Below are 21,993 nucleotides of genomic sequence, written 5' to 3'. Positions count from 1 at the left end.
ACTTATTTGGGATCATATGCAGCATATGATTCTTTTTTTATTAAATTACCATCAACATCTAGTACAAGGTGATAAATATCATCTCCTATAAGAGAGAAAAACTCATATGTTGACTTAGTAAAGTAAAAGCCTACTTGACTATCATTAACAAATTTTTTATAATTTTCAAAAATATATTTTCTATTTAATTTATAACCTTCTTCTCTTGAAATATTCATATTAGTTGCGCTACACGAAGCTATAAATATAGTTATAATAATAAGCTTTATTATTTTTTTCATAGTAAACTCTCAACTTTCTTTATAATATTATCTATATTCATTTTAATTTTAAACCCACTAGCAAGTCTATGACCTCCACCATTTAGGTTTTGCGCAATGTTATTTACATCATATTTGCCTTTAGATCTAAAGCTACCTTTAATAGTATCCTCTTCTAATTCATACATGAATAATGATGCTTCAACACCACTTATTGATAACATGTAATCAGCAACGCCTTCTAGGTCATCTCTACTAAAATTATTTTCTAATATTTGTTTTTTTGATAAATAGTAATAGTAAAGTCCTGTTTTTTCATTAAATGTTCCATCAATTATTGCTTTTGAAAAGACCTTAGCTTTGTTTCTTGATTTTTCATATACTAAACGAGTAACTGTTATTGCACTAATATTTTGTTCAAGTAACTTTGAAGCTATATAAAATGTTGTAGATGTTACATTTGGATGCATAAAATTACCAGTGTCATTAACTATTCCAAGATAAATATATCTTGCAATATCATAATCTAAACTAACTCCTAATTTATCTAAAAATCTATAAGTCATTTCACTAGCACTTGACATGTTCTCGACAATATAGTTATCAAAATACTTAGTATTACTTATATGATGATCTATAATAGCCTTATTTTTAGCTCTTTTTATATCTTCTTCATTAACAGCAAGTCTTTCTATATTAGCTGTATCAACAGCTATTAAAAGATCTATATCTATATTATCATCTATTTTTCTATAAACAGGTATATCTAAATTAAATTTTTCCATATACTTAGGTAAATCATCATTAAAACAAATCATTACATTTTTGTTTTCATCATATTTTTTTATCATATAGTATAAAGAAAAACTAGCTCCTATTGCGTCCCCATCTGGCATTATATGACCAGATAAGACAATATTTTGACTTTCTTTAATTAGTTTTACTATTTTATCAATCATGTTTTATCTCCCAGCTTTATTTTAAGTAAATTATATCATAAAGTACTTATTTTTTCAAAAAAGAAAATGCGCTATTAAGCGCAAATTCTAATTATTTTCTTCTATTATTTTTTTTGTTATTTCGCTAGGAACTTCTTCATATTTAGAAATATTCATTTCAAATTTACCACGACCTTGTGTCATTGATTTTAAGTCGTTTATATACTTAAATGTTTCTGCCATAGGTGCAGTAGCACTTATTACTTGCTTTTTGTTTTTGGCTTCTATTCCTAATATTTTACCTCTTTTTTTACTTATATCACTTAAAATATCCCCCATAAATTCTTCAGGTGTAGTTATTTTTAATTCCATGATAGGTTCTAATAATATTGGATTAGCTTCTTGCATACCTTTTTTTAAAGCCATATTTGCTGCTATTTTAAATGACATTTCAGATGAGTCTACATCATGATAAGTACCGTCATATAAAGTGGCTTTAATATTTGTTATTGGGTATTTAGCTAAAACACCTTCTTGCATACCTTCAATTAAACCTTTTTCAATAGCAGGGATATATGTTTTAGGTATAGCTCCACCTACTATTGTTTCATAAAATTCAAATTCAGTATCACTTGGTTCAAAAATGATTCTAACATCTCCATATTGTCCATGACCACCAGATTGTTTTTTGTATTTACCTTGTACATTTGAACGACCTTTTATAGTTTCTTTATAAGGAACTTTTAGTTCTGTTGTATTTACTTTCACATTATATTTTTTATCTAACTTATTAAGTAATACTTCTGCGTGAATTTCACCTTGTACACCTAGTACAGTTTGTTTAGTTTCTAAAACTCTTCTCCAGTAGAATGTAGAATCTTCTAATTTTAATTTGTGTAAAGCTGAACTTAATTTATCTTCATCAGCTTTATTACTTACTTCTATAGCAACTAACATTTGTTCTTTAGGGAAGTTAATATCTTCTATAGCACTAGCTTCCTTATTTTCAGATAAAGTATCAGAGTTTTCAGTATATTCAAGTTTATTTAATACAACGATATCACCAACAACTGCTTTATCAAGTTCTACTAAATTGTCATGTACCCAAGTATATATTTTATTTATCTTTTCTTTTTCTCCTTTGTTTATATTATATACAGTATTATCAGGAGTTATTTCCGATGATATTACTTTTATATATGATAATTTTCCTAAGAATGGATCTAATGTAGTTTTAAATACTTGTGCTTTAAATTTGTTATCTTCTGCGTGTATTTTTACATTGTCTCTAGGGCTAGGTAAGTATTCTCTCATTATATCAAATGTTGTATGTAAACCTATATTTTTTAAGCTTGATCCACAAATAACAGGAATTAAACTACCATTTAATACACCTTTTCTAAGACCGTGGTGAAGTTCTTCTGTTGTGAATTCTATACCTTCAAAGTATTTTTCAAGTAATTCTTCACTAGTTTCAGCAACTGCTTCTTTTAACATTTCTCTAATTTCAGATACATCAATATCATCTGGCATTTTATGATCATTACATTTAGTTCCATCAAAAACTCTAGCATACATATCAACAACATTTATATGTCCTTTAAAATCTTTTGCAACTCCCCAAGGAATGTGAAATGGCGCAATTCTTTTACCAAAATTTTCTTTTAAACTACGAATAATTTTAAAATAGTCTGCCTTTTCATCATCTACTTTATTAATAAAGATAAAACGAGGTAGTTTTTTCTCATCAAGTGCTTCCATATTAGAAATTGTACTTATTGTTAAATCACTTGTAGCATCAACAACTAAAATTGCACTAGCAGCTGCAGATAAACCAGATTCTAATTCACCAACAAAGTCTATATACCCAGGAATATCTAGTAGGTTATATTTCATATTTTGATATTCAACTGCATTTAAAAATAGGGAATTACTCATCTTATATTCTTTTTCAACTCTTACTGGTTCTTTTATTTGTCCAGCTATAAAAGATAGCCCTTCTATAAAATTACTCTTTCCTGATCCACTATCTCCCATAATAGCTACATTTCTTATACTTTTAATATCGTATACTCTCATAAATATCGCCTCCATTAATATATTTTATCTTGAAAATCAACTTAGTCAAAATGAAATTTAATATATATATAAAAATCTAACCTAAATTTTATTATAGGCTAGATTTCTAACAATTATATACAGTCTATTTTTTTTATTTTAATTTTTATTTTGGTGAAACAAGTATTTTTATAGCTGTTTCTTTTTTATTGATTAAGGTATTAAATCCTTCTTCTAATAGATTATCTAGTTTTATTCTTGCGGTAATAAATGGTGCTACATTAACTTTTCCACTAGCTAAAAGTTCAATAGTTTTCTTATGTGTGTTTACATAAGCTAATGACCCTAGTATTTCTATTTCTTTTAATACAACTAAATTCATATCAACCGCAGGATTATGTCCCCATATTGATAATATGACTGCTTTTCCACGAGGTTTTAAGGCTTTTAATAAAGTGTCTAATACAACATCAACAGAAGTACACTCAAAAGCTACATCTGCTCCCTTACCATTCGTTATTTTCATTACTTCCTCAACAATATCTACTTCAGCTGGATTTAATGCATAGTCAACAACCCCTGCATCTATTCCGTATTTTCTTCTTATGGGACTTAATTCAGTTACTATAACATTTACGCCTCTTGATTTTAAGACAGCAGCAATAAGTATTCCAATAGGACCAGCTCCCCCTACTATTGCATATTCTCCTTCTTTAACACCAGATATATCTACACCATGGACACCAACTGATAATGGTTCTAATAATGCAGCTTCATCTAAAGGTATGCTATCTGGTATTTTGTGAACCCATCTTTCTTTAACAACTATATTTTCAGAAAGACCTCCACCTCTTCCGGCTAACCCTATAAAGTTTACACCAGGTGTAAGATGGTATGAGTTTGAACTTTCACTTGTATCAACATCATCAGCTAGTATATATGGTTCTACAACTACATGATCTCCGACTTTTAAACTTGTTACTCCTTCTCCAACTTCACTTACTACCCCAGACATTTCATGGCCTAATGTGATAGGTGAATCCTCTTTTGATACTGGATGTGGATGACCTGGTTTAGGACAAAAAATAGGACCATCTAAATATTCGTGTAAATCAGTTCCGCAAATTCCACAAAATGCGATTTCAATACGAACAGTACCCTTTTCTAATATTTGTTCTTCAATTTCTTCTATACGAATATCTTTATTCCCATAGTATCTGTTTTTGTTAATATAAAAGGTGGTTAGATTTTACTCTAATCACCTCTTAATACCATCATCTTGAGTTTTATATAAATGTCAATTTAAAATTCCCCACTTTTTAAAATTTAAGATTCCTCACTTTTATGTTTAATTTTCAATTTATCTTTTATTCTATATGATGGTCCTGTAATATTAAATAAATATGAATGGTGCAATAATCTATCTAATATTGCTTTAGTTATCATTTCGTCTTTCCCTAATATTTCTGCCCATTTTTCAAAACTAATATTACTTGTAATAATAGTTGATCTTTTTTCATATCTTAAATCTATTAATTGAAAGAATAATTTTGCTTCTAATGGTGATATTTCGTTAAAACCAATCTCATCTATTATTAGTAATTTATATTTAAAATAGTGCCTTATTTTCTTTTCTAATAATCCTTCTTGATATGCTTTTAGTAATAGATTAATTAATTTATTAAATTTAATGAAATATACACTATTTCTTTTAATTGCTACCTCATACCCTATAGCTATAGATAAATGTGTTTTCCCTGTTCCTGGATTGCCTATGAAGAGTATATTGCTAGCTTCTTCATAGAATCCAGAATTAATTATATTCTTTATATTTTCTTCCTTTATTGAGGGCTGAAATCTAAAGTCATAATCCTCTATTGTTTTTACAAAAGGAAATGCTGCTACTTTCACGTTGTATAACCTATTATTTTGCTCTTTAGCTTCAACTTCATTACTTATCACCTTATTTATCCCATTAAGCTCTTCTTGGCTTATTTCGCTTGCTAGATTTAATTCTTTTAAATGGTTGTATGCTGAATTTAATTTTAAGTATTTTAATTTTTCTAAAACATCATTAATCGTTATCATATTTAATATTCTCCATTTCTTCAATAATTATACTATTGTCTTCTGTTTTAGGTGATAAATTTTTATCATATTTTAAATCGTGTGAATCTTTAATATTTAATACTTTTTTTGAAATTTCGTGCAATGTTATTATTTTTTTGTTATAATAAATTAGAAGTTTGTTGTTTTTAATAGTTCTTCCTACTAATTTACCAATATATTCTTTAGGGACAGAATATTTACAGTTAAGATAGGATACTAATGACTCGTTACTAACAATAACTTCTTTTAATTTAATGTAATATCCTTTTCTAATTTCTTGACTTGGTAATTTTTGTAATTTTTCTTTTTCCCTTTTTAAAAGAAATACTGGTGGCAAATGTGTTGCTTGAGAAATCTTTTCATTATCCTCTTTATTTATTATTTCTAATTTATCATTAACACTGCAAATATCAATATATTCAGTATTGTAATTGTAAAGTTGTGATGGTACTTTGTTTTGTGTTTCAGTTTTACCTTTTGTTTGTGGCCTATATGGCATACACGGTTTTACTTTAAATCCATAATTTTTAGCAAATTCCTCAAATTTAGGATTTATTAATGCTTCTTTATTTTTAGTTCTAGGTTTATCAACTAAGCATTTTATATTATCTATAACTAATTCACTAGGTACTCCTTCTAATTCTTCAAATGCTTCAGCTAAGAAATTAATAACAGTCTCATAAGAAGTATCTAGTACTATCTTTCTAACATTGTATCTACTAAACCCTAAAGTTAAGGTAGCTACGTTTACAATCATTTCATTTCCATTTGTATCGATTAATTTCATTCTTTCTTTTAAATCAAATTGTGCCTGTTGACCTGCTTCTGTCTCAAACCTTTCAGTAAAACTATTTGTATTATTTCTTTTATTAAAAAGTTTATTTAATTCCTCATCATTAATGATGTAGTTTTTAAGAGTGGCATAAGTACATTCTATGCTATATTCTCTTACCATGTAGTTATATATATGTTGATAATATTCAAATTTTCTTTTATCATCTTGTAATAATTTAATTATTCTATCTCGATAAGAATCAACATATTTATTTCTTTTTCTTGTAGTCTTAGGAATGTTCCCTTTTAAAGCTTTTCTAATTGTTTTTCTATCATGTCCTAGCTTTCTTGCTATCTTACTAATATTCAAATTTTTCAATCCTCCTTTTAAATATATACTAGATAAAGCTCTTAAATCATCTAGTGTATTAATTAAGTTAGAATTTATATATATTTCATTCATGCATATCACCTCATGAATAATATATCAAATTTATTCTAACTGGGGAATCTTAAATTATCATTATTGGGTATTCTTATTTTATCATTTATATTTTATTCTACTTCAACTTTTTTACTGTTTCGCCTTCAGATAATATCTTCATTTGTTCAATAGCAATTGAATTTAATTTTTCCAACCTTTCAGATTGTTTCATTCCCTCATTTATAAAAACTGCATTCAGATTTTCAAGATTAGAAAGACAAACCAACTGCGATATATCCGCATAATCCCTGAGATTACCTTTTAAATCCGGATTCTTCTCTCTCCACTCTTTTGCTGTCATTCCAAACAAAGCTACATTCAATATATCAGCTTCACTTGCATAAATAAAGTTAATTCTTTCTTTTGGCAGTTTTTCCGGAACAAGATTATTTTTTATGGCATCCGTATGAATTCGATAATTGATTTTCGCCAAATTTCTTTTAATATCCCAACCGAGCTTCTTTTGTTCTTCTTCCTTTAAGCGTTCAAATTCCTTTATTAAATATAGCTTAAAATAGGGTGATACCCAAGAAGCAAACTCAAAGGCAATATCTTTGTGGGCATAAGTTCCGCCATATCTTCCGGCTCTTGCGACAATACCAATAGAGCCTGTTTTTTCTACCCACTGCTTTACAGACAAAATAAAACGATTAAAACCTGCTTCATTTTTAATTCCCTCGAATTCGGGGGAATTAAAATCGGGATTATACATCTCCTCCCAGATACCTAAAAACTCTATCGTGTTTTTATTTCTAAGCCATTTCTCTATTAAAGCTGAGCCGTTTTCAATATTTCTGACCATATCCGTTAAAGAAATATAATCTTTATTATCTATGGCAATAATGCTAATTTCTGATCCTTCAACATTTATTTTTGACACAAACTCACCTCTCAATCATTAAATCAATTTAACATATTATATCATTTTTTCAGCTTTTTTTCTACTCCAAACTAAATCACGCTTTACTTGCTATATGTTGCAACTGCCTTATTTATCTCGCTTTCTATTGCCTCTAAAAATTCTTTTTTTGATATTTTCCCCTGTGCAATCTCCGATAGCTGCATTTCCCACTGTGCTGTCATTTCCGCTGATTTAAAAGTATCTGCAACAATCTCAATCAGACTTTTTCCTTTCGGTGTTGCAATCAGGTTTTTCTTATCTCTTTCGATAAAGCCTTTGTATATAAGATTTTCAATAATCCCTGCTCTTGTTGCAGGTGTTCCAAGTCCTTTTCGCTCAACTTCTACACCTTTTTCAAGTGCATCATTTCCTGCAAGCTCCATAGCCTTTAAAAGAGTATCTTCTGATACATTTTGTCAAGGGTATTTAAGAAATTTCTTTATCTTTTTTATAACTCATATCTTCACATTCTTTCTGAATGAGCCTGTTTATTTTATCTGTGATTGTTTCATTACTGGTTTCGCTGAAATGTACTGTAACTTTATAATTTGTTTTTCCAATCTTTTTATGGAATGTATTTTCAGCTTTGCTTTTTTCATCTGTCATCTACATTGCTCCTTTCCCTGCAATAAAAAAAAGCGATTAGATTTTTACTTTTCTAATCGCTCTAAATGTTTTTGTTTGTTTAAGGGATAAATTGAGTTTTAAGGCTTAATTTTTATCTTGGATATACTTTGATGTTTTTGTTAATATAAAAGTGAAAGGTTTTAATAACATTTTGTTAATATAAAAATGAAATATATTGTATAATATTACTTTAATAAACTAATAAGTAGTTAAGGTAATATGTATAAAGGAAAATTTAATAAAACTGTATATACTGAGATTAAAATAGATAATAATAAAATTAGGTGAGGTGATTAATATAAATAATGTAAAAATAAATAAAGCTAAACTTTGTAGAGACTTGAAAATATCCTATAATACTTTAAATAAAAGAATTAAAAATATACCATTAAAAGAAACTAGAAGCAAGCCATCTATGATAGATAAATATAAAAGTGAAATTGTAAAATTATTAGAATATTAACTGAAGTAGTAAATAATATATGTGAAACTTCATTTAAAGAAAGTACTATGAAATATTGGGTTAATAATAATAAAGATGTTTTAGACCTTTTTAAAATATCTAAACACGGTAATAATAAATACTCCTCAAGAGCTGTTGTTAGGTTCGAAACAGAACCTGGACAACAAGCACAATTTGATTTCAAAGAATCCGTTAAAATTAAAATGATAGATGGTAAAGAGATGAGCGTATATATTGCATGTCTTTTATTCTCTTACTCAAGATTTAGGTTATACGTTCTAATGCCAGATTTAACTACTGAATCAGTTATACAAGCCCTTGCTATGATGTTTGAAAAAGCAGGTTGTGTACCTAAAGAAATTCTATTTGATAATGCTAAAGCTATTATGATTGAAGCTAGAACTTCTAAAAATGAAGGTAAAGTTAATCCAAAACTAAGTGCTTTTGCTAAAGATATGGGCTTTGAAATTAAACCTTGCGTTGCTAGAAGACCACAAACCAAAGGAAAGGTTGAGTCGCAAATGAAAGTTCTTGATGATCTTTATGCATATAGTGGTGATTTAGATTTTGATTCTTTAGTAAAACAAATAGAAAAAATAGAAACTAGAGAAAATTACAAATTTCATTCTAATTATCAAAAAGTGCCAACTTTAAATTTAAATAAAGAAAAAGAAGCCCTTCCTGCTTTAAACGAAGAACTTCTTAAATCATATTTACCTCAAAATTTTGAGCGTATAATTGATAAGTCAGGTATGATTAAATACGAAAACAATAATTACTCAGTTGATAACAATTACATTAATAAAAAATGTAATGTTTCCATATTCGGAAATTACCTGATAATTAAGTATAGCACAAATAAATTTGTAAGTCATTTGATTTCTGATAAAATTTTTAATTATTCACAAGAATTTTATCAAAATGCCTTATCTAAAGCTACAAATTTACCTTTAAATGATTCTAAATTAAAGGAAATGGCAAAAAATAACTTGAATATATTTAATCAACAAATAATAAAAGACAATACGTTTAACAACAAATGGAAGGAATGATAAATATGACTAATTATCAAAAACTTATGAATAATTTTGAAGTACTCAAATTAAATAGTATGATAACAAACTTTAAAACTGTGCAAGATAAAATAATTGAAAATAAAGTATCTATAGTTGATTCAATGCTTGAATTAACAAATTTACAAATAGAATTCTCTAATTTAAAAAGAAAAGACACAATGGTTAAAATAGGAGCTTTCCCTCATAAAAAAAGATTAACTGATTTTGATTTTAACTTTCAGCCTGATTTAAATAAAAATAAACTTTTAGAATTTGAATCACTTGCATTTATTGAAAATAAAGAAAATATTGTTTTTTACGGTAACAGTGGTGTTGGTAAAACTCATTTATCGGTATCAATAGGTATTAGTGCTGCAGAAAAAGGAATAAAAACATATTTTATCAAATGTAATGATTTAATACAAAATTTAAAGAAAGCTAAGTTAGAAAATGTTTTGGAAAAGAAATTAAAAAATTATAGTAGATATAAACTATTAATAATAGATGAAGTAGGATATTTACCGATAGATAAAGAAGATAGTAAATTGCTTTTCCAATTAATAGATATGAGATATGAAGAAAAAAGCACAATAATAACAACAAATATACATTTTTCAAAATGGAATGAGATATTTAGAGACGAAATGTTAGCAAGTGCAATATTGGATAGAATACTACATCATGCTCATGTAGTAAGTATATCAGGAAACTCTTATAGATTAAAAAATCACGTTGTAAAAGATTAACATTTTATATTGCCAAAAATGTTAAAAACATTTCATTTTTATATTGACATTTACAATAATTGTTCTTACTATTGTATACCACATAAAAATTATGTTGCAAGAAAAAATATAGGGTATAGAAAAAAAGCAGGATATATAAAAAGGGGACGAATTACTCGTCCAAACTTTTAATACTAACATCATAGTTACAACAAACTAAACTATATAGACTTACCTCTTTATCAAAGTAATCTTGGTATTTTCTGTCTTTTATTTGCTCTTGTGCTTCTTTATGTTTTTTATCTCTTTCTTCTGCATTTTTTGCTATTTTCATTTCTATTATCTTTGGATCTTTATCATAATATCTTGGTATCAACGGGAGTTTAGCAGTTTAAAAATCATAAAATGATATGTAAGCTATGAAAATATTAGCTTTTTTTTGTCAAGTTTTTTCAAAAAGAGTATAGACAATATTTAATAAATATGATATAATGTAAATAAAAAAGAGGTGTTGAACATGTATCTTGATATTAGGAAATTACCTTATGCTACTTATCTATATAAAACTGAAAATGTTAGAGTTGGGAAAAATAAATATAAAAAAGTTAGAGAACTTTTAGGTACACTTGAAGAACTAAAAAAAATACACGCTGATCCTATAGCATACTACAAAGAAGAATTTGAAAAGGATAGAACTCAAAAACTCACTAATAAAAAGAAAAATGTCTTATCTTTAGATTTTATTGACGAAGAAATAAATCTTACTGATTTATCCTCATTATCTTTAGTTGATGAAAAGTTAGAAAAAAATATAGGTAGTTTAATTATTCAAAGTATTTATCACCAACTTGGATTTGATAAGTTATCAAAAAAAATATCTGCAGGTCAAAGAAGTAAAATTAATCTTACTAAACTACTTCAACTATCAATAATTTGTAGAATACTTTATCCTTCTTCAAAATTATCTGATTTTAATCATCAAGATAAACTTGCTGACGTTTTTAGTTTAACTAAAGATGATATTTATAGAGGGTTAGAATTATTAAATAAAAATAAAGATGAATTAATTGTAAACTTAAACAAAAATATAAAAAAACTAATACCCTATGATTTATCATGCACTCATTATGATTTAACTAATTACTTTGTATATACAGATGATACTACTGTACTGATAAATCCAGGATATAGTAAAGTTAAGAATGGTCTTCCTACAATACAAATGGCTCTTTTAACTGATTCTAAGGGTCTACCTATTAATTACAAGCTTTTTAGTGGAAATAGAAATGATGTTTCTACTTTAGTTGAGTTTTTAGATGATCAAAAGAAAAAATTCAATATTAAAAAGACTACTATTGTAGCTGATGCTGGACTTGTATCAAATGATAATATTGTTAAGATATTACTTAGCAAAAATAATTACATCTTTAAAGAAAGTCTTCTTCGTGTAAATAAAGATGTTTATTCTACATTTGAAAAAATTGTTAAACCTGAAATTGAAAAAATAATGAAAGCAAATGAAAATCTAAAAGGATGCTACTTCAGTATTCCATTAGATATAACTTTAACAGTTAAAAACACTAAAGGAGAAAACACAAAAGTATCTATAACTCAAAAATATATATTTATGTACTCAAAGAAATATGATGAACGTTCAAAACATATTAGAATGGAAGAATTAGAAAATGCTGAAAAGTATATAAAAGAGCCAAAAAAACTTAAAGACTTATTCAAAAACATTGCATCAGGACTTGTTAAAACTGACACTAAAGAAGCAAAAGCAAAATTAGATGAGAAAAAACTAGATAAGTACGAAACTACTTCAGGTTATTCATTATTAATCACAAATAAATTAAATACAAAAGATGATGAAATAATAGAAAACTACAGACAACAGTATTTAATAGAAGAATCATTCAGACATTTAAAAACAGACTTAGATATTGATAATATTTATTTAAAAAAAGATTGTAGAATAGAAGGACATTTTTTAATTGGCTTTCTAGCATTGTCATTTTTAAGAATAATACAATTATTATTGAAAAGAAAATACTCAATAGAAAAAATACAAGAAAATTTATTAGACTTTAAACTACATAAACTAAGAAATAATAATTATTACCAAATAAGTAAAATAACTAATGTCATAGCTGAAATACAATTAGCATTAAACTTAAAAATAAATAACACATTATACGATGGAAATGATTTAAGAAGCTTAATAGGAAATATTAAAAAAATTTAAAATATTTTGATATTGTCCAGACTTTTACACAAAAGAAAAAATGCCTAGACCCCTTATTTTTAAAGGGCTAGGCTTTATTTATTTTAATTTAAACTGCTAAACTCAAGTTTACAATAATTGTTCTTACTATTGTATACCACATAAAAATTATGTTGCAAGAAAAAATAAAGGGTATAGAAAAAAAGCAGGATATATAAAAAGGGGACGAATTACTCGTCCAAACTTTTAATACTAACATCATAGTTACAACAAACTAAACTATATAGACTTACCTCTTTATCAAAGTAATCTTGGTATTTTCTGTCTTTTATTTGCTCTTGTGCTTCTTTATGTTTTTTATCTCTTTCTTCTGCATTTTTTGCTATTTTCATTTCTATTATCTTTGGATCTTTATCATAATATCTTGGTATCAATACAAGATCAGATCTTCCTAGTCCTGCATTAATATTTGATTTTACTTCATATACTCCAGTTAAGGTAATTGCTGATGCTATTGCTGTTCTATACGCATTTTCATTTGTTTTAATATCATACGAATATACCTTTTTTAATAAGCTAGATAAAGTAGTTGATATATTTTCTAAATCAAAGTCTACTACTGCTTCTTTTAACTCTTTTAATTCCTTGTATTCTGGTTTATCAAATAATTTTCTAGAAGCACTTACTAAGGCAGATTTAACTTCTGAATTTGGTATTCTTACTCTTACAATCTCGTTATTTATTATCTTATCAACTGTTAAATAACCTGCATATAGTAAGAAAGTATAAAAGGCATCTTTACTTTTTAGATTTTTAATATTAAATTCCTTATCTATACCTACTTCTACACTATTTCCTGCTATTAGTTCATTTAATTCTAGAATTAACTCATCACTAACATAGTAGTTTTTAAAAATTTGTTCAATTATCTTATTTGATCCTGTTGATACCCAATAATTAGTTAAATGCCCCTTCTTATTTACACTTAGTATTTCTAAAGCACTTGTAATTGAAGCTGGGTTATATAGCTCTGTATTCCCTATATTATACCCATCATAAAATTCTTTTAATCTTTGTTTTTCACTCATTAAATCCAATTTTTCTAAATATGGATCTAATTCTTCTTCTGTAAATCCAAATAAATCTTTAAATCCTAATTCTTCAGAATCTAATATATTAGATATCTTAACATTATTAAGTGCAGAGAATACAGAATTTTTAGTTAGTTCGGTAACGCCTACTAAGACAGCAAAATGTAAGTTAGGATTATTCTTTAATGCCTTTCCAAAAAAAGCTCTATAAAAGTTTAGTACCTTATCTAAATCAGGATTATCTAGCATATCTATTACATAACTATCATATTCATCTATTAATAATATTGGTTTTATTCCTGTATTTTTATAAACTGCTTCTATTAAAATTGATAAAGAATTTTCAAGTGTAGATATATCTTTAGGATTATTAATTATTTCATCTAAATCTTCAATTAACAAATTATCTTTAGCGCTAATTTTTTCTACTCTTAAAAGTTTATAAATTTTATCATAAATTTTAGTATAAAAAGTTTCTAAACTCCCAGATACATCATTAGCAAAGCTCATATGTATTACAGGTCTTCTACCTAGGTATTTAAATTTTTCTGTTTTTGCTATTTTTTTATCTTTAAAAAATTCTATTGATGCGTCTTTAGTATTAGGGTCAAAGAAATATTTAATTGTTTCTAGTGCTAGAGTTTTCCCAAATCGTCTTGGTCTACACACTAGTAGAGTTTCAGTTTTACTATCGCCATCTTCATCTATTAACTTATCTATTATCATAGTTTTGTCTATGTAGAAAGTATTCTTTTTTACTTTTTCTATACTAAAACTTGTTTTAAAGTTTATACCCATAATATTACCTCCCCTTTTAGAATTATTATACCATAAAAATATATTTTTGACTTGTATTTTATTACAAGAAGTATTGTTATTTTTTTATTTATGTTGCAAAACAAATACTTTTACTGTAAAATAGTTTTATATTCAAAATAAATTAGAGGAGAGAAAAATGAAGAAATTTTTAATGACATTATCACTATTATCATCACTTGTAGTTTTTGCAGGTGAGAAAGTAACAGTTTATTCATCAAGACACTATGCTGATGTAGACAAGGTTTTATTTGATGAATTTAAAAAAGAAACAGGTATAGAAGTAGTAGAAGTAAATAATAAAAATGCTATGCCACTTATTGAAAGAATAAAAAAAGAAGATACAAAAACAGATGCTGACGTTTTACTAACGGTAGGTATAGGAGATTTATATCAAGCAAAAAAAGCAGGTATACTAGATAGAATTACTGATAAAGCTATATTAGAAAATATACCAAGTAACTTAAGAGATAGCGATAATAAATGGGTATCACTAACATATAGAGCACGTGTAATGGTATATAACCCAGAAAAAGTAAGTAAAGACGAACTTTCTACTTATGAAGATTTAGTAAATCCAAAATGGGAAAAAAGAATAGTTACAAGATCATCACAAAGTGCATATAATCAAAATTTAATAGCATTTTTAGTAGCTAAGAATGGGTATGATAATACTTTAGAATGGGCAAAAGGCTTAGTTAAAAACTTTTCTCGTGATCCAAAAGGTAACGATAGAGCACAAGCAGCTTATGTAATGCAAAAAAAAGCTGATATAGCTATAATGAATACTTATTATATGGGTAAAATGTTAACTGATACTGACCCTATAAAAGTAGAAGCAGCACATAAACTAAAGATATTCTTCCCTAATCAAAAAGATGGAGGAGCACATATAAATATAAGTGGAGCAGGGATTGTTAAAAATTCTAAAAATAAAGAAAACGCATTAAAATTTGTTAAATTCTTAGTTAGCGAAAAGGCTCAACATATATTAGCTGATAAAAACTTTGAGTATCCAGCAAATAAAAATGTATTGCCTAATGAAGTAGTAAGATCATGGGGAGACTTTATAGCATCAGATATTCCTTTTGATAAAATAGGAGAAAATCTTGAAAATGCAACAAGAATAGCAGGGGATGCTAATTGGAAATAAACTTATTATTACAGGGCTTATTTTTAAGCCCTTTACTATATATATTTATAAGCTCAACTAAGAGTTTAAAAGATATATCTTGGTATATATTAAAAAATAATATGTCAGAGTATATATTAAATACCTTATTATTAGTAATAATAGCAATGATTGTAAGCCTTATTATAGGGACCTTTCTAGCATATTATGAAGTTATGTACAAGTTAAAGTTAAGTAAGTTATTTAAACAGATAAATATATTAGCTTTTTGTATACCTAGTTACATATTAGGATATATATATTATGACTTTTTTTCATCATTTCTATATTATCATTTTAATATATCGTATGATATTACAAATATATATGTAGTAGGAATTTTACTAGGAATTTCTTTTTATCCTTATGTGTATATATTTGCTAGATCATATTTAAAAAAAATACCAGCTAGTATTATATTATCATCATATATACTGGGAAAATCTAGACTTGAAACTTTTTTTAAAATAGTTTTGCCATTATTAAAAAAATCTTTAATTCTAGCAATATTATTAGTATTTATTGAAACAATAAACTCATATGGTCTAGTTAGTTTCTTTGGAATACAAGTATTTAGTACAGGGATATATAAGCTTTATAAGACATCATATGATTTAACAGGTGCTTACTTTATATCATCTATACTTGTTTTATTCCTCATAATCCTAATACGATATATATTTAAAATATTAAAACAAGATAGAAAGTATGTACTAGAATACAGTAAGATAGAGTATGAAGTGAAAAAAATAAGTAAATTAGAAGAAATTTTAGTTAGTATTATTACTTTAATAATATTTTTAATAAGCTTTTTATTTCCGCTAATATATCTTTTAAGATGGGCTTTTTATACATACAAATTAGTTGATTATGAAGTTTTATTTAAACTTAGTAAAAATACCTTTTTAATATCTGTAGTAGCAAGTTTTTGTATAATAATATTTACGATATTTGTCTTGGAAATAAATAGATTAAATGAAAAAAAATACTTTACACTTTTCTATATTTCCTATGCGATTCCAGGAATTATTGTATCTATAAGTATATTAAATCTATTTATATCCCTAGATAACTTAATTAGTACTAAGTATCTATATATAACTAATCTAGGAGCTTCTTTAATACTTGCATATATTTTTAGGTTTTCAGTAATTTCTTACTCGAATATTAGCTCTAATATATCAAAGATTGGTAAAAACTATTATTATTCATCACTATTACTAGCAAAATCAAAGTTAAAAACAGTATTTTTAATAGATATACCTATGCTTTTGCCTTCTATAATATCAAGCTTTATACTGCTTTTTATTGAAATAGCAAAAGAGTTACCAATAGCTGCTATAAACGGTAGAATAGAAACATTAGCTATTAGAATTGATAAATATTCAGCAGATGAAAATATTTCGTATGTTGCAATACCAAGTTTAATTATTATCCTATTTTGCTTTGTATTCACAATAATAAAAAACTATTTGGAGGAAAAAAATGTACTTTGAGTTTAATAATGTTACTTTTTCGTATGGAAATAAAAAGATTTTAGATAATTTTTCTTTTAGTTTAGAAAAAGGTGGTATAATACTAATAAAGGGTGAATCTGGAATAGGAAAAACTACAATATTAAAACTAATAAGTGGTATACTAGATATGAAAAAAGGTTCTGTTATACTAGATGGGAAAGATATAACGAAAGAGAAAATAGAAAAAAAAGAAGTGGCCTATTTATTTCAAGATTATTCACTGTTTCCTCATATGACAGTAGAAAAAAACATTTTATATGGTCTTAAGATTAAAGATGTTAATTACTGGTTAGAATTAATTGGAATGTTAGAGTATAAAAAAGCATATCCAAATGAACTATCAGGTGGACAAAAACAAAGAGTAGCATTAGTAAGATCACTTGCTACTAATCCCAAAATTCTTTTATTAGACGAGCCTTTTAGTTCTATTGACAATAATATGCAAAATAGGTTAAGAGAAGATTTAATGAATCTTTTAAAAAAGTTAGAAATAACAACAATAATTGTAAGTCATAATAAAGAGGATGAAAAAATAGCTGATAAAATAATAAGTATTTAGGAGTTAATATGGAAGAAAAAAACATTTATGAAATTTTAAAAAGTATGGAAATTGAGTATAAGGTGTTAGAACACGAACCAATTTCTTCAGTAAAGGAATTTTTATTTACGCTAGAAGGACAACAAGTTAAAAATATAGTCTTAAAAGCTAAAAAAACAAATAATCACTATTTTGTAATATTACATGATGAAAAAAGTATAAACTTATCTGATTTAGCAGAAAAATTAGGTGAAAAAAGATTATCTTTTGCAAGTTCTAATGTAATTGAAGAGAATTTAAAATGTATTGCAGGAGCTATTACAGCGTTTGGGCTTATGTATGATACTAACAATATATTTAAAGTTATAGTAGATAAAGCAGTTGATAAAACAACAACTATTGGAATGCATCCATTTATAAATACAAAAACACTAAATATTAAGTATTCTGATTTTGAAAAATTTTTAAAAAAATATAATCATGATATAGAATATATAGACTTGTAATAAAAGTAGGGCTGTTGCTGTTTTTGTTAATATAAAAGTGAAAGGTCATGTGCATGTTCTTTTTTATTTCAATGTACAAAAAAAGTACAAATTACAATAGCTCCTTGACAGAGCCTGTGAATCTTATGTATAATGTATACACATATGAGATTTAACAGCCGTATCGAAGATAAAGAGCCTAGAACTTGATTTTAGGATAAAGGCTACGAACTGGACTAGTAACTGCTAGTCCTTTCGTTTTATAAAAGGAGATTTAATAATATGAAGTTTGATAAACCATTTTTAACTTTTGATGATCAATTAAAAAGATTAAGTAGTAAATACAATTTAATAGTAGAAAAAAAAGATATTAAATATTTAAGTATATTTTCATACTATAATATTATAAATGGATATAAAGACTATTTTATGAAAAATGAAAAATATGATGGGCAAACAACATTAACAGATTTAGTAAAAATTCATTTATTAGATAAAAGTTTTTTGAATATTATATTTAAGTATAGTACATACGTAGAGGATACTTTTAAGCATAGATTTGCATATGCAGTGAGTAGAATAGATGTAAATTATGTAAGTCAAAATTTATATCTTTTTGATAAAACGTTATTTGAAAGAAGATTAGATATAGATAAAAGAAAATTGAATTTTCATAATAAGACATTAAATATACTATTAACAGTTATAAATACTACAAAAGATAATCCAACAAAATATTATAGAGAAAATCATAATCACATACCTGCATGGGTATTATTTAAACAAGTACACTTTAAAAATACGATTGATTGGTTTATGGATCATAATAAGAATATTAAACTAGATGTTATATCTAATTACAGACTGCTAGATAATTCTATATTCCTAGGAAATAGAAAAAATAAAAATAAAAACAATATAGAAAGTGAAAAAATAAAATCATTTAAAAATGCTCTTACAATAATTAGAATATTTAGAAACAAGATTGCTCATAATTTAAAAGTATATAATGTGGAAATAGATTTAAATCAATATAAAGGAATAAGTTACAAAAATAAAATTGTAGACACTTTTTTAAATAGATGTAGTAGTATATCTGGACTTTATGATTGCATAATTCAAATATTAGTTCTTTTAGATGATGAAATATTAATAAAATCATTTATAAATGATATATTAATATTATTTGAATATGAAAATGAAAAGGTTTTAGAAAAATATTTGGACATGTATAATTTACCGAAGGATTTTATTAATAAGTTAAAATGTATAGAGTTAAATTTTATTTATCATCAAAAATAAAGAAATGAGATGTATGTTTAGTTGTTTAACTATAACATATAAGTTAAAATGGGAGAAAAAAACATAAAAGTATGGAAATTGAGTATAAGGTGTTAGAACACGAACCAATTTCTTCAGTAAAGGAATTTTTATTTACGCTAGAAGGACAACAAGTTAAAAATATAGTCTTAAAAGCTAAAAAAACAAATAATCACTATTTTGTAATATTACATGATGAAAAAAGATTATCTTTTGCAAGTTCTAATGTAATTGAAGAGAATTTAAAATGTATTGCAGGGGTATGATACTAACAATGTATTTAAAGTTATAGTAGATATAGCAGTTGATAAAACAACAACTATTGGAATGCATCCATTTATAAATACAAAAACACTAAATATTAAGTATTCTGATTTTGAAAAATTTTTAAAAAAATATAATCATGATATAGAATATATAGACTTGTAATAAAAGGGGACGAGTAATTCGTCCCTTTTAAATTACAAATGTATTTTATACTAATTATTCATATTATGAAACAGTTTATAAAACAGTATACTTTTTTATACCAAAATAAAAAAGTCTTAAGAGTTCTAAGTATTTAAAATCAAGGCTAAAATTAGGTCGGGGGGGGGGTGATTACTAAAATATAAATAAATCAAAGATAAAAAAATTCAACTTGGTGCACTTTTGTTTGATTTTTTGACTTGAATTAGGTATAATATAGTACACTAGAGAAGGAGCGTGTAAAATGATATTAAAATTATTTAAAAATGATCTATATGACCTGTTAAAGTTGCTATATGATTCGCAAATAAAGGTTAAGCAGGATGAGTATGCAGCTTTATCACAACAAGAAATGGCAGATATTTTGTCATTTTCAAAAGTTAAGGTAAATAAAATGATAAAAGAATTAAAAGAAAATAACTTTATACAAAACTATAAAGATAAAAAATCAAAATACATAATAACTAATGATGGATTAAGAGTCATCGAGATATTTGAAACTGGATTAGAGGGAAAATAGAATATGGAAGATATTAAGAGTTCATATGATAGCGTTGGATATTTATCAAAAGCTTTTTATCAAACATTACCGTATGCACAAAAATTAAATATGAAATTATTTGGATTTGATACAAAAAAACTAGAAAATGCAAGAGTATTAGAAATAGGGTGTTCTTATGGAGGAAACATACTAACTTTTGCAATGGCTAATAAAAATTCTTACTGTGTAGGTATTGATTTATCAGGAGAACAAATAAAAAAAGGAAAAGAGTTAGTAGATAGATTAGGAGTAAAAAACTTAGAACTAATTGAAATGGACATAACTAATTTTGATGAGAACTTAGGTATGTTTGACTATATAATATGCCATGGAGTTTACTCTTGGGTACCTAAAAATGTACAAGATGCAATATTAAAAGTTATTAAAAAACATCTTAATAAAAATGGTTCAGCAGTAATATCATATAACACATATCCAGGATGGAAGAGTATTGAAGTTATTAAAGATATTATGAACTTTAGAACAAGTTATCTTGATGTAGATGGAATGCAAAAACTACCTTATGGAAAAGGTGCTATGGAATTTGTTAAATCTGCACCATACTTAAAAGAAGTAGCTAGTAGAGTAGATGATATAATGAATAAAGATGATTACTATCTATATCATGAATACTTTGAAATATTTAATGAACCAATGTATTTAGTAGATTTTTCTAAAAAACTAGAAGCTAATGGGTTATCACATGTAAGTGATATGAATTATTCTAAATCATTTCCATTAATTAGTGATGCTAAGTTACAAGAAAATATAGAAAATGAAGCAAATGGAGATAGAATAATAAAAGAACAATACTATGACTATTACTTTAATAGACAATTTAGAATAAGTTTAATAACTCATAGTGAAAATATACAGAATATGAATATATCAAATAATGTAAGAAAAGTTGATTTAGATGAATTACATTTTAGAATGAGAGATAGTGAAAACAAAAAGTTTGATACATACGATAAGCTTATTAAAAATTTTCCAAATACATTAAGTACAAGTGAATTAGGAAAAGAAGATAGTGTTTATAGAGAATTACTACTTAGTATATATAATGACGATTCTATGATATATACAGAAAAAATAGATGTGAACGTTTTCAATGATAAGAAAATAAGATTAAAGCCGGTATACAGAAAATATATAGAATACTTCTTAGAAGAAGAAAATCCAATTATTATGTTTGCAACCTTTGATGGACATTCAATTAAAACAGAGAATAAGTTTGAGTACAAGGTAATGCTAATGTTTGATGGAATAAACAAAAAAGAAGATATATATGAAGAAATACTAAAAATGGAAATAGATAAAGAAATAGAAGTAAATGCAGAAAATAAAGAGAAAGCAATATTAGAATATATAAATAATGTAAGAACATTTTTAATATGTAATAACTTCTGTGAAAAGGTAGATGATTAG

The 21,993-nt window shown here is 25.9% G+C and carries 23 protein-coding genes and 1 pseudogene; 13 read left to right on the top strand and 11 right to left on the bottom strand.

Features of this window, described 5'->3' with window-relative positions:
- Window positions 1-2 precede the first annotated feature (2 nt).
- From OMES3154_RS05985 to OMES3154_RS05945, 9 genes and pseudogenes are all read right to left on the bottom strand, one after another.
- Window positions 3-281, bottom strand: a complete 279-nt coding sequence (locus tag OMES3154_RS05985; protein WP_156683872.1) for a hypothetical protein — start codon at window positions 279-281, stop codon at window positions 3-5.
- Window positions 278-1,219, bottom strand: coding sequence for a DHH family phosphoesterase (locus OMES3154_RS05980; RefSeq protein WP_156683871.1), 942 nt, complete (start codon window positions 1,217-1,219; stop codon window positions 278-280). Before OMES3154_RS05980 ends, OMES3154_RS05985 begins: the two co-directional genes overlap by 4 nt.
- Before the next feature lie 87 nt (window positions 1,220-1,306).
- The gene (locus tag OMES3154_RS05975) at window positions 1,307-3,277 is read right to left on the bottom strand and encodes an elongation factor G (RefSeq protein WP_156683870.1); all 1,971 of its coding nucleotides are present in this window, start codon (window positions 3,275-3,277) and stop codon (window positions 1,307-1,309) included.
- Between the two features lie 145 nt (window positions 3,278-3,422).
- On the bottom strand, window positions 3,423-4,427 hold the full coding sequence (locus tag OMES3154_RS05970) for a 2,3-butanediol dehydrogenase (RefSeq protein ID WP_407938970.1): 1,005 nt from the start codon (window positions 4,425-4,427) through the stop codon (window positions 3,423-3,425).
- A gap of 155 nt (window positions 4,428-4,582) precedes the next feature.
- A complete protein-coding gene (istB, locus tag OMES3154_RS05965; RefSeq protein WP_156683868.1) occupies window positions 4,583-5,344 on the bottom strand; it encodes an IS21-like element helper ATPase IstB in 762 nt (253 codons plus the stop codon).
- On the bottom strand, window positions 5,331-6,602 hold the full coding sequence (gene istA, locus OMES3154_RS05960; protein ID WP_156683045.1) for an IS21 family transposase: 1,272 nt from the start codon (window positions 6,600-6,602) through the stop codon (window positions 5,331-5,333). Before istA ends, istB (OMES3154_RS05965) begins: the two co-directional genes overlap by 14 nt.
- Before the next feature lie 97 nt (window positions 6,603-6,699).
- Entirely contained in the window at window positions 6,700-7,503 is an 804-nt protein-coding gene (locus OMES3154_RS05955) for a KilA-N domain-containing protein (RefSeq protein WP_156683867.1), read from the bottom strand.
- Between the two features lie 83 nt (window positions 7,504-7,586).
- A pseudogene (locus OMES3154_RS05950) lies at window positions 7,587-7,922 on the bottom strand (DNA topoisomerase); the annotation flags it as partial.
- Window positions 7,923-7,950: 28 nt separating this feature from the next.
- Window positions 7,951-8,130: a transposon-encoded TnpW family protein gene (locus OMES3154_RS05945; protein WP_006001240.1), complete on the bottom strand. Its 180-nt coding sequence runs from the start codon at window positions 8,128-8,130 to the stop codon at window positions 7,951-7,953.
- Between the two features lie 310 nt (window positions 8,131-8,440).
- On the opposite strand from OMES3154_RS05945, the gene OMES3154_RS05940 reads away from it, so the two are divergent.
- The 3 genes from OMES3154_RS05940 to istB (OMES3154_RS05930) are packed head-to-tail and all read left to right on the top strand — an operon-like array spanning window position 8,441 to window position 10,415.
- Entirely contained in the window at window positions 8,441-8,614 is a 174-nt protein-coding gene (locus OMES3154_RS05940; RefSeq protein WP_156683866.1) for a hypothetical protein, read from the top strand.
- A gap of 47 nt (window positions 8,615-8,661) precedes the next feature.
- The gene (locus tag OMES3154_RS05935) at window positions 8,662-9,666 is read left to right on the top strand and encodes a DDE-type integrase/transposase/recombinase (RefSeq protein WP_156683865.1); all 1,005 of its coding nucleotides are present in this window, start codon (window positions 8,662-8,664) and stop codon (window positions 9,664-9,666) included.
- On the top strand, window positions 9,654-10,415 hold the full coding sequence (istB, locus tag OMES3154_RS05930; RefSeq protein ID WP_269432402.1) for an IS21-like element helper ATPase IstB: 762 nt from the start codon (window positions 9,654-9,656) through the stop codon (window positions 10,413-10,415). Before OMES3154_RS05935 ends, istB (OMES3154_RS05930) begins: the two co-directional genes overlap by 13 nt.
- A 151-nt stretch (window positions 10,416-10,566) precedes the next feature.
- On the opposite strand, the gene OMES3154_RS05925 is transcribed toward istB (OMES3154_RS05930), so the two are convergent.
- Entirely contained in the window at window positions 10,567-10,770 is a 204-nt protein-coding gene (locus tag OMES3154_RS05925) for a hypothetical protein (RefSeq protein ID WP_156683864.1), read from the bottom strand.
- Window positions 10,771-10,911: 141 nt separating this feature from the next.
- Here OMES3154_RS05925 and OMES3154_RS05920 point away from each other — a divergent pair, with 141 nt between their 5' ends.
- On the top strand, window positions 10,912-12,639 hold the full coding sequence (locus tag OMES3154_RS05920; protein ID WP_156682836.1) for an IS1634 family transposase: 1,728 nt from the start codon (window positions 10,912-10,914) through the stop codon (window positions 12,637-12,639).
- A gap of 209 nt (window positions 12,640-12,848) precedes the next feature.
- On the opposite strand, the gene OMES3154_RS05915 is transcribed toward OMES3154_RS05920, so the two are convergent.
- On the bottom strand, window positions 12,849-14,507 hold the full coding sequence (locus OMES3154_RS05915; protein ID WP_156683863.1) for an AAA family ATPase: 1,659 nt from the start codon (window positions 14,505-14,507) through the stop codon (window positions 12,849-12,851).
- A gap of 157 nt (window positions 14,508-14,664) precedes the next feature.
- Between OMES3154_RS05915 and OMES3154_RS05910 the strand changes: the two genes are divergently transcribed.
- From OMES3154_RS05910 to OMES3154_RS05875, 9 genes are all read left to right on the top strand, one after another.
- Window positions 14,665-15,678, top strand: a complete 1,014-nt coding sequence (locus tag OMES3154_RS05910) for an extracellular solute-binding protein (RefSeq protein WP_156683862.1) — start codon at window positions 14,665-14,667, stop codon at window positions 15,676-15,678.
- A complete protein-coding gene (locus tag OMES3154_RS05905) occupies window positions 15,669-17,192 on the top strand; it encodes an ABC transporter permease (protein WP_156683861.1) in 1,524 nt (507 codons plus the stop codon). The genes OMES3154_RS05910 and OMES3154_RS05905 overlap by 10 nt, the downstream gene beginning before the upstream one ends.
- Window positions 17,182-17,772 carry an ABC transporter ATP-binding protein gene (locus tag OMES3154_RS05900; protein ID WP_156683860.1) on the top strand — a complete coding sequence of 197 codons (591 nt, stop codon included), beginning with the start codon at window positions 17,182-17,184 and terminating at the stop codon, window positions 17,770-17,772. Before OMES3154_RS05905 ends, OMES3154_RS05900 begins: the two co-directional genes overlap by 11 nt.
- A gap of 8 nt (window positions 17,773-17,780) precedes the next feature.
- Window positions 17,781-18,257: a YbaK/EbsC family protein gene (locus OMES3154_RS05895; protein ID WP_156683859.1), complete on the top strand. Its 477-nt coding sequence runs from the start codon at window positions 17,781-17,783 to the stop codon at window positions 18,255-18,257.
- A 261-nt stretch (window positions 18,258-18,518) separates the two neighbouring features.
- Window positions 18,519-19,538: an Abi family protein gene (locus tag OMES3154_RS05890; protein WP_156683858.1), complete on the top strand. Its 1,020-nt coding sequence runs from the start codon at window positions 18,519-18,521 to the stop codon at window positions 19,536-19,538.
- A gap of 71 nt (window positions 19,539-19,609) precedes the next feature.
- Window positions 19,610-19,822 carry a YbaK/EbsC family protein gene (locus OMES3154_RS06490; RefSeq protein WP_197271528.1) on the top strand — a complete coding sequence of 71 codons (213 nt, stop codon included), beginning with the start codon at window positions 19,610-19,612 and terminating at the stop codon, window positions 19,820-19,822.
- On the top strand, window positions 19,809-19,985 hold the full coding sequence (locus tag OMES3154_RS06485; RefSeq protein WP_197271527.1) for a YbaK/EbsC family protein: 177 nt from the start codon (window positions 19,809-19,811) through the stop codon (window positions 19,983-19,985). The genes OMES3154_RS06490 and OMES3154_RS06485 overlap by 14 nt, the downstream gene beginning before the upstream one ends.
- A 283-nt stretch (window positions 19,986-20,268) precedes the next feature.
- Window positions 20,269-20,544 carry a helix-turn-helix domain-containing protein gene (locus OMES3154_RS05880; RefSeq protein WP_156683857.1) on the top strand — a complete coding sequence of 92 codons (276 nt, stop codon included), beginning with the start codon at window positions 20,269-20,271 and terminating at the stop codon, window positions 20,542-20,544.
- A gap of 3 nt (window positions 20,545-20,547) precedes the next feature.
- Window positions 20,548-21,993: a class I SAM-dependent methyltransferase gene (locus OMES3154_RS05875; RefSeq protein WP_156683856.1), complete on the top strand. Its 1,446-nt coding sequence runs from the start codon at window positions 20,548-20,550 to the stop codon at window positions 21,991-21,993.

The organism is Oceanivirga miroungae, from assembly GCF_902505095.1.
GTDB lineage: Bacteria > Fusobacteriota > Fusobacteriia > Fusobacteriales > Leptotrichiaceae > Oceanivirga > Oceanivirga miroungae.
Note: the sequence above shows the minus strand (reverse complement) of the source record. Positions and strands in the feature narration are given on the sequence as shown.

Excerpts from the sequence above, each read along its gene's own strand:
- OMES3154_RS05985 (WP_156683872.1), bottom strand. The coding sequence starts at position 281 with ATGAAAAAAATAATAAAGCTTATTATTATAACTATATTTATAGCTTCG.
- OMES3154_RS05975 (WP_156683870.1), bottom strand. The coding sequence starts at position 3,277 with ATGAGAGTATACGATATTAAAAGTATAAGAAATGTAGCTATTATGGGA.
- OMES3154_RS05910 (WP_156683862.1), top strand. The coding sequence starts at position 14,665 with ATGAAGAAATTTTTAATGACATTATCACTATTATCATCACTTGTAGTT.
- OMES3154_RS05875 (WP_156683856.1), top strand. The coding sequence starts at position 20,548 with ATGGAAGATATTAAGAGTTCATATGATAGCGTTGGATATTTATCAAAA.
- OMES3154_RS05880 (WP_156683857.1), top strand. The coding sequence starts at position 20,269 with ATGATATTAAAATTATTTAAAAATGATCTATATGACCTGTTAAAGTTG.
- istA (WP_156683045.1), bottom strand. The coding sequence starts at position 6,602 with ATGAATGAAATATATATAAATTCTAACTTAATTAATACACTAGATGAT.
- OMES3154_RS05980 (WP_156683871.1), bottom strand. The coding sequence starts at position 1,219 with ATGATTGATAAAATAGTAAAACTAATTAAAGAAAGTCAAAATATTGTC.
- OMES3154_RS05895 (WP_156683859.1), top strand. The coding sequence starts at position 17,781 with ATGGAAGAAAAAAACATTTATGAAATTTTAAAAAGTATGGAAATTGAG.
- OMES3154_RS05920 (WP_156682836.1), top strand. The coding sequence starts at position 10,912 with ATGTATCTTGATATTAGGAAATTACCTTATGCTACTTATCTATATAAA.
- OMES3154_RS05935 (WP_156683865.1), top strand. The coding sequence starts at position 8,662 with ATGAAATATTGGGTTAATAATAATAAAGATGTTTTAGACCTTTTTAAA.
- OMES3154_RS05945 (WP_006001240.1), bottom strand. The coding sequence starts at position 8,130 with ATGACAGATGAAAAAAGCAAAGCTGAAAATACATTCCATAAAAAGATT.
- OMES3154_RS05915 (WP_156683863.1), bottom strand. The coding sequence starts at position 14,507 with ATGGGTATAAACTTTAAAACAAGTTTTAGTATAGAAAAAGTAAAAAAG.
- OMES3154_RS05890 (WP_156683858.1), top strand. The coding sequence starts at position 18,519 with ATGAAGTTTGATAAACCATTTTTAACTTTTGATGATCAATTAAAAAGA.
- OMES3154_RS05900 (WP_156683860.1), top strand. The coding sequence starts at position 17,182 with ATGTACTTTGAGTTTAATAATGTTACTTTTTCGTATGGAAATAAAAAG.
- istB (WP_156683868.1), bottom strand. The coding sequence starts at position 5,344 with ATGATAACGATTAATGATGTTTTAGAAAAATTAAAATACTTAAAATTA.
- istB (WP_269432402.1), top strand. The coding sequence starts at position 9,654 with ATGGAAGGAATGATAAATATGACTAATTATCAAAAACTTATGAATAAT.
- OMES3154_RS06490 (WP_197271528.1), top strand. The coding sequence starts at position 19,610 with ATGGAAATTGAGTATAAGGTGTTAGAACACGAACCAATTTCTTCAGTA.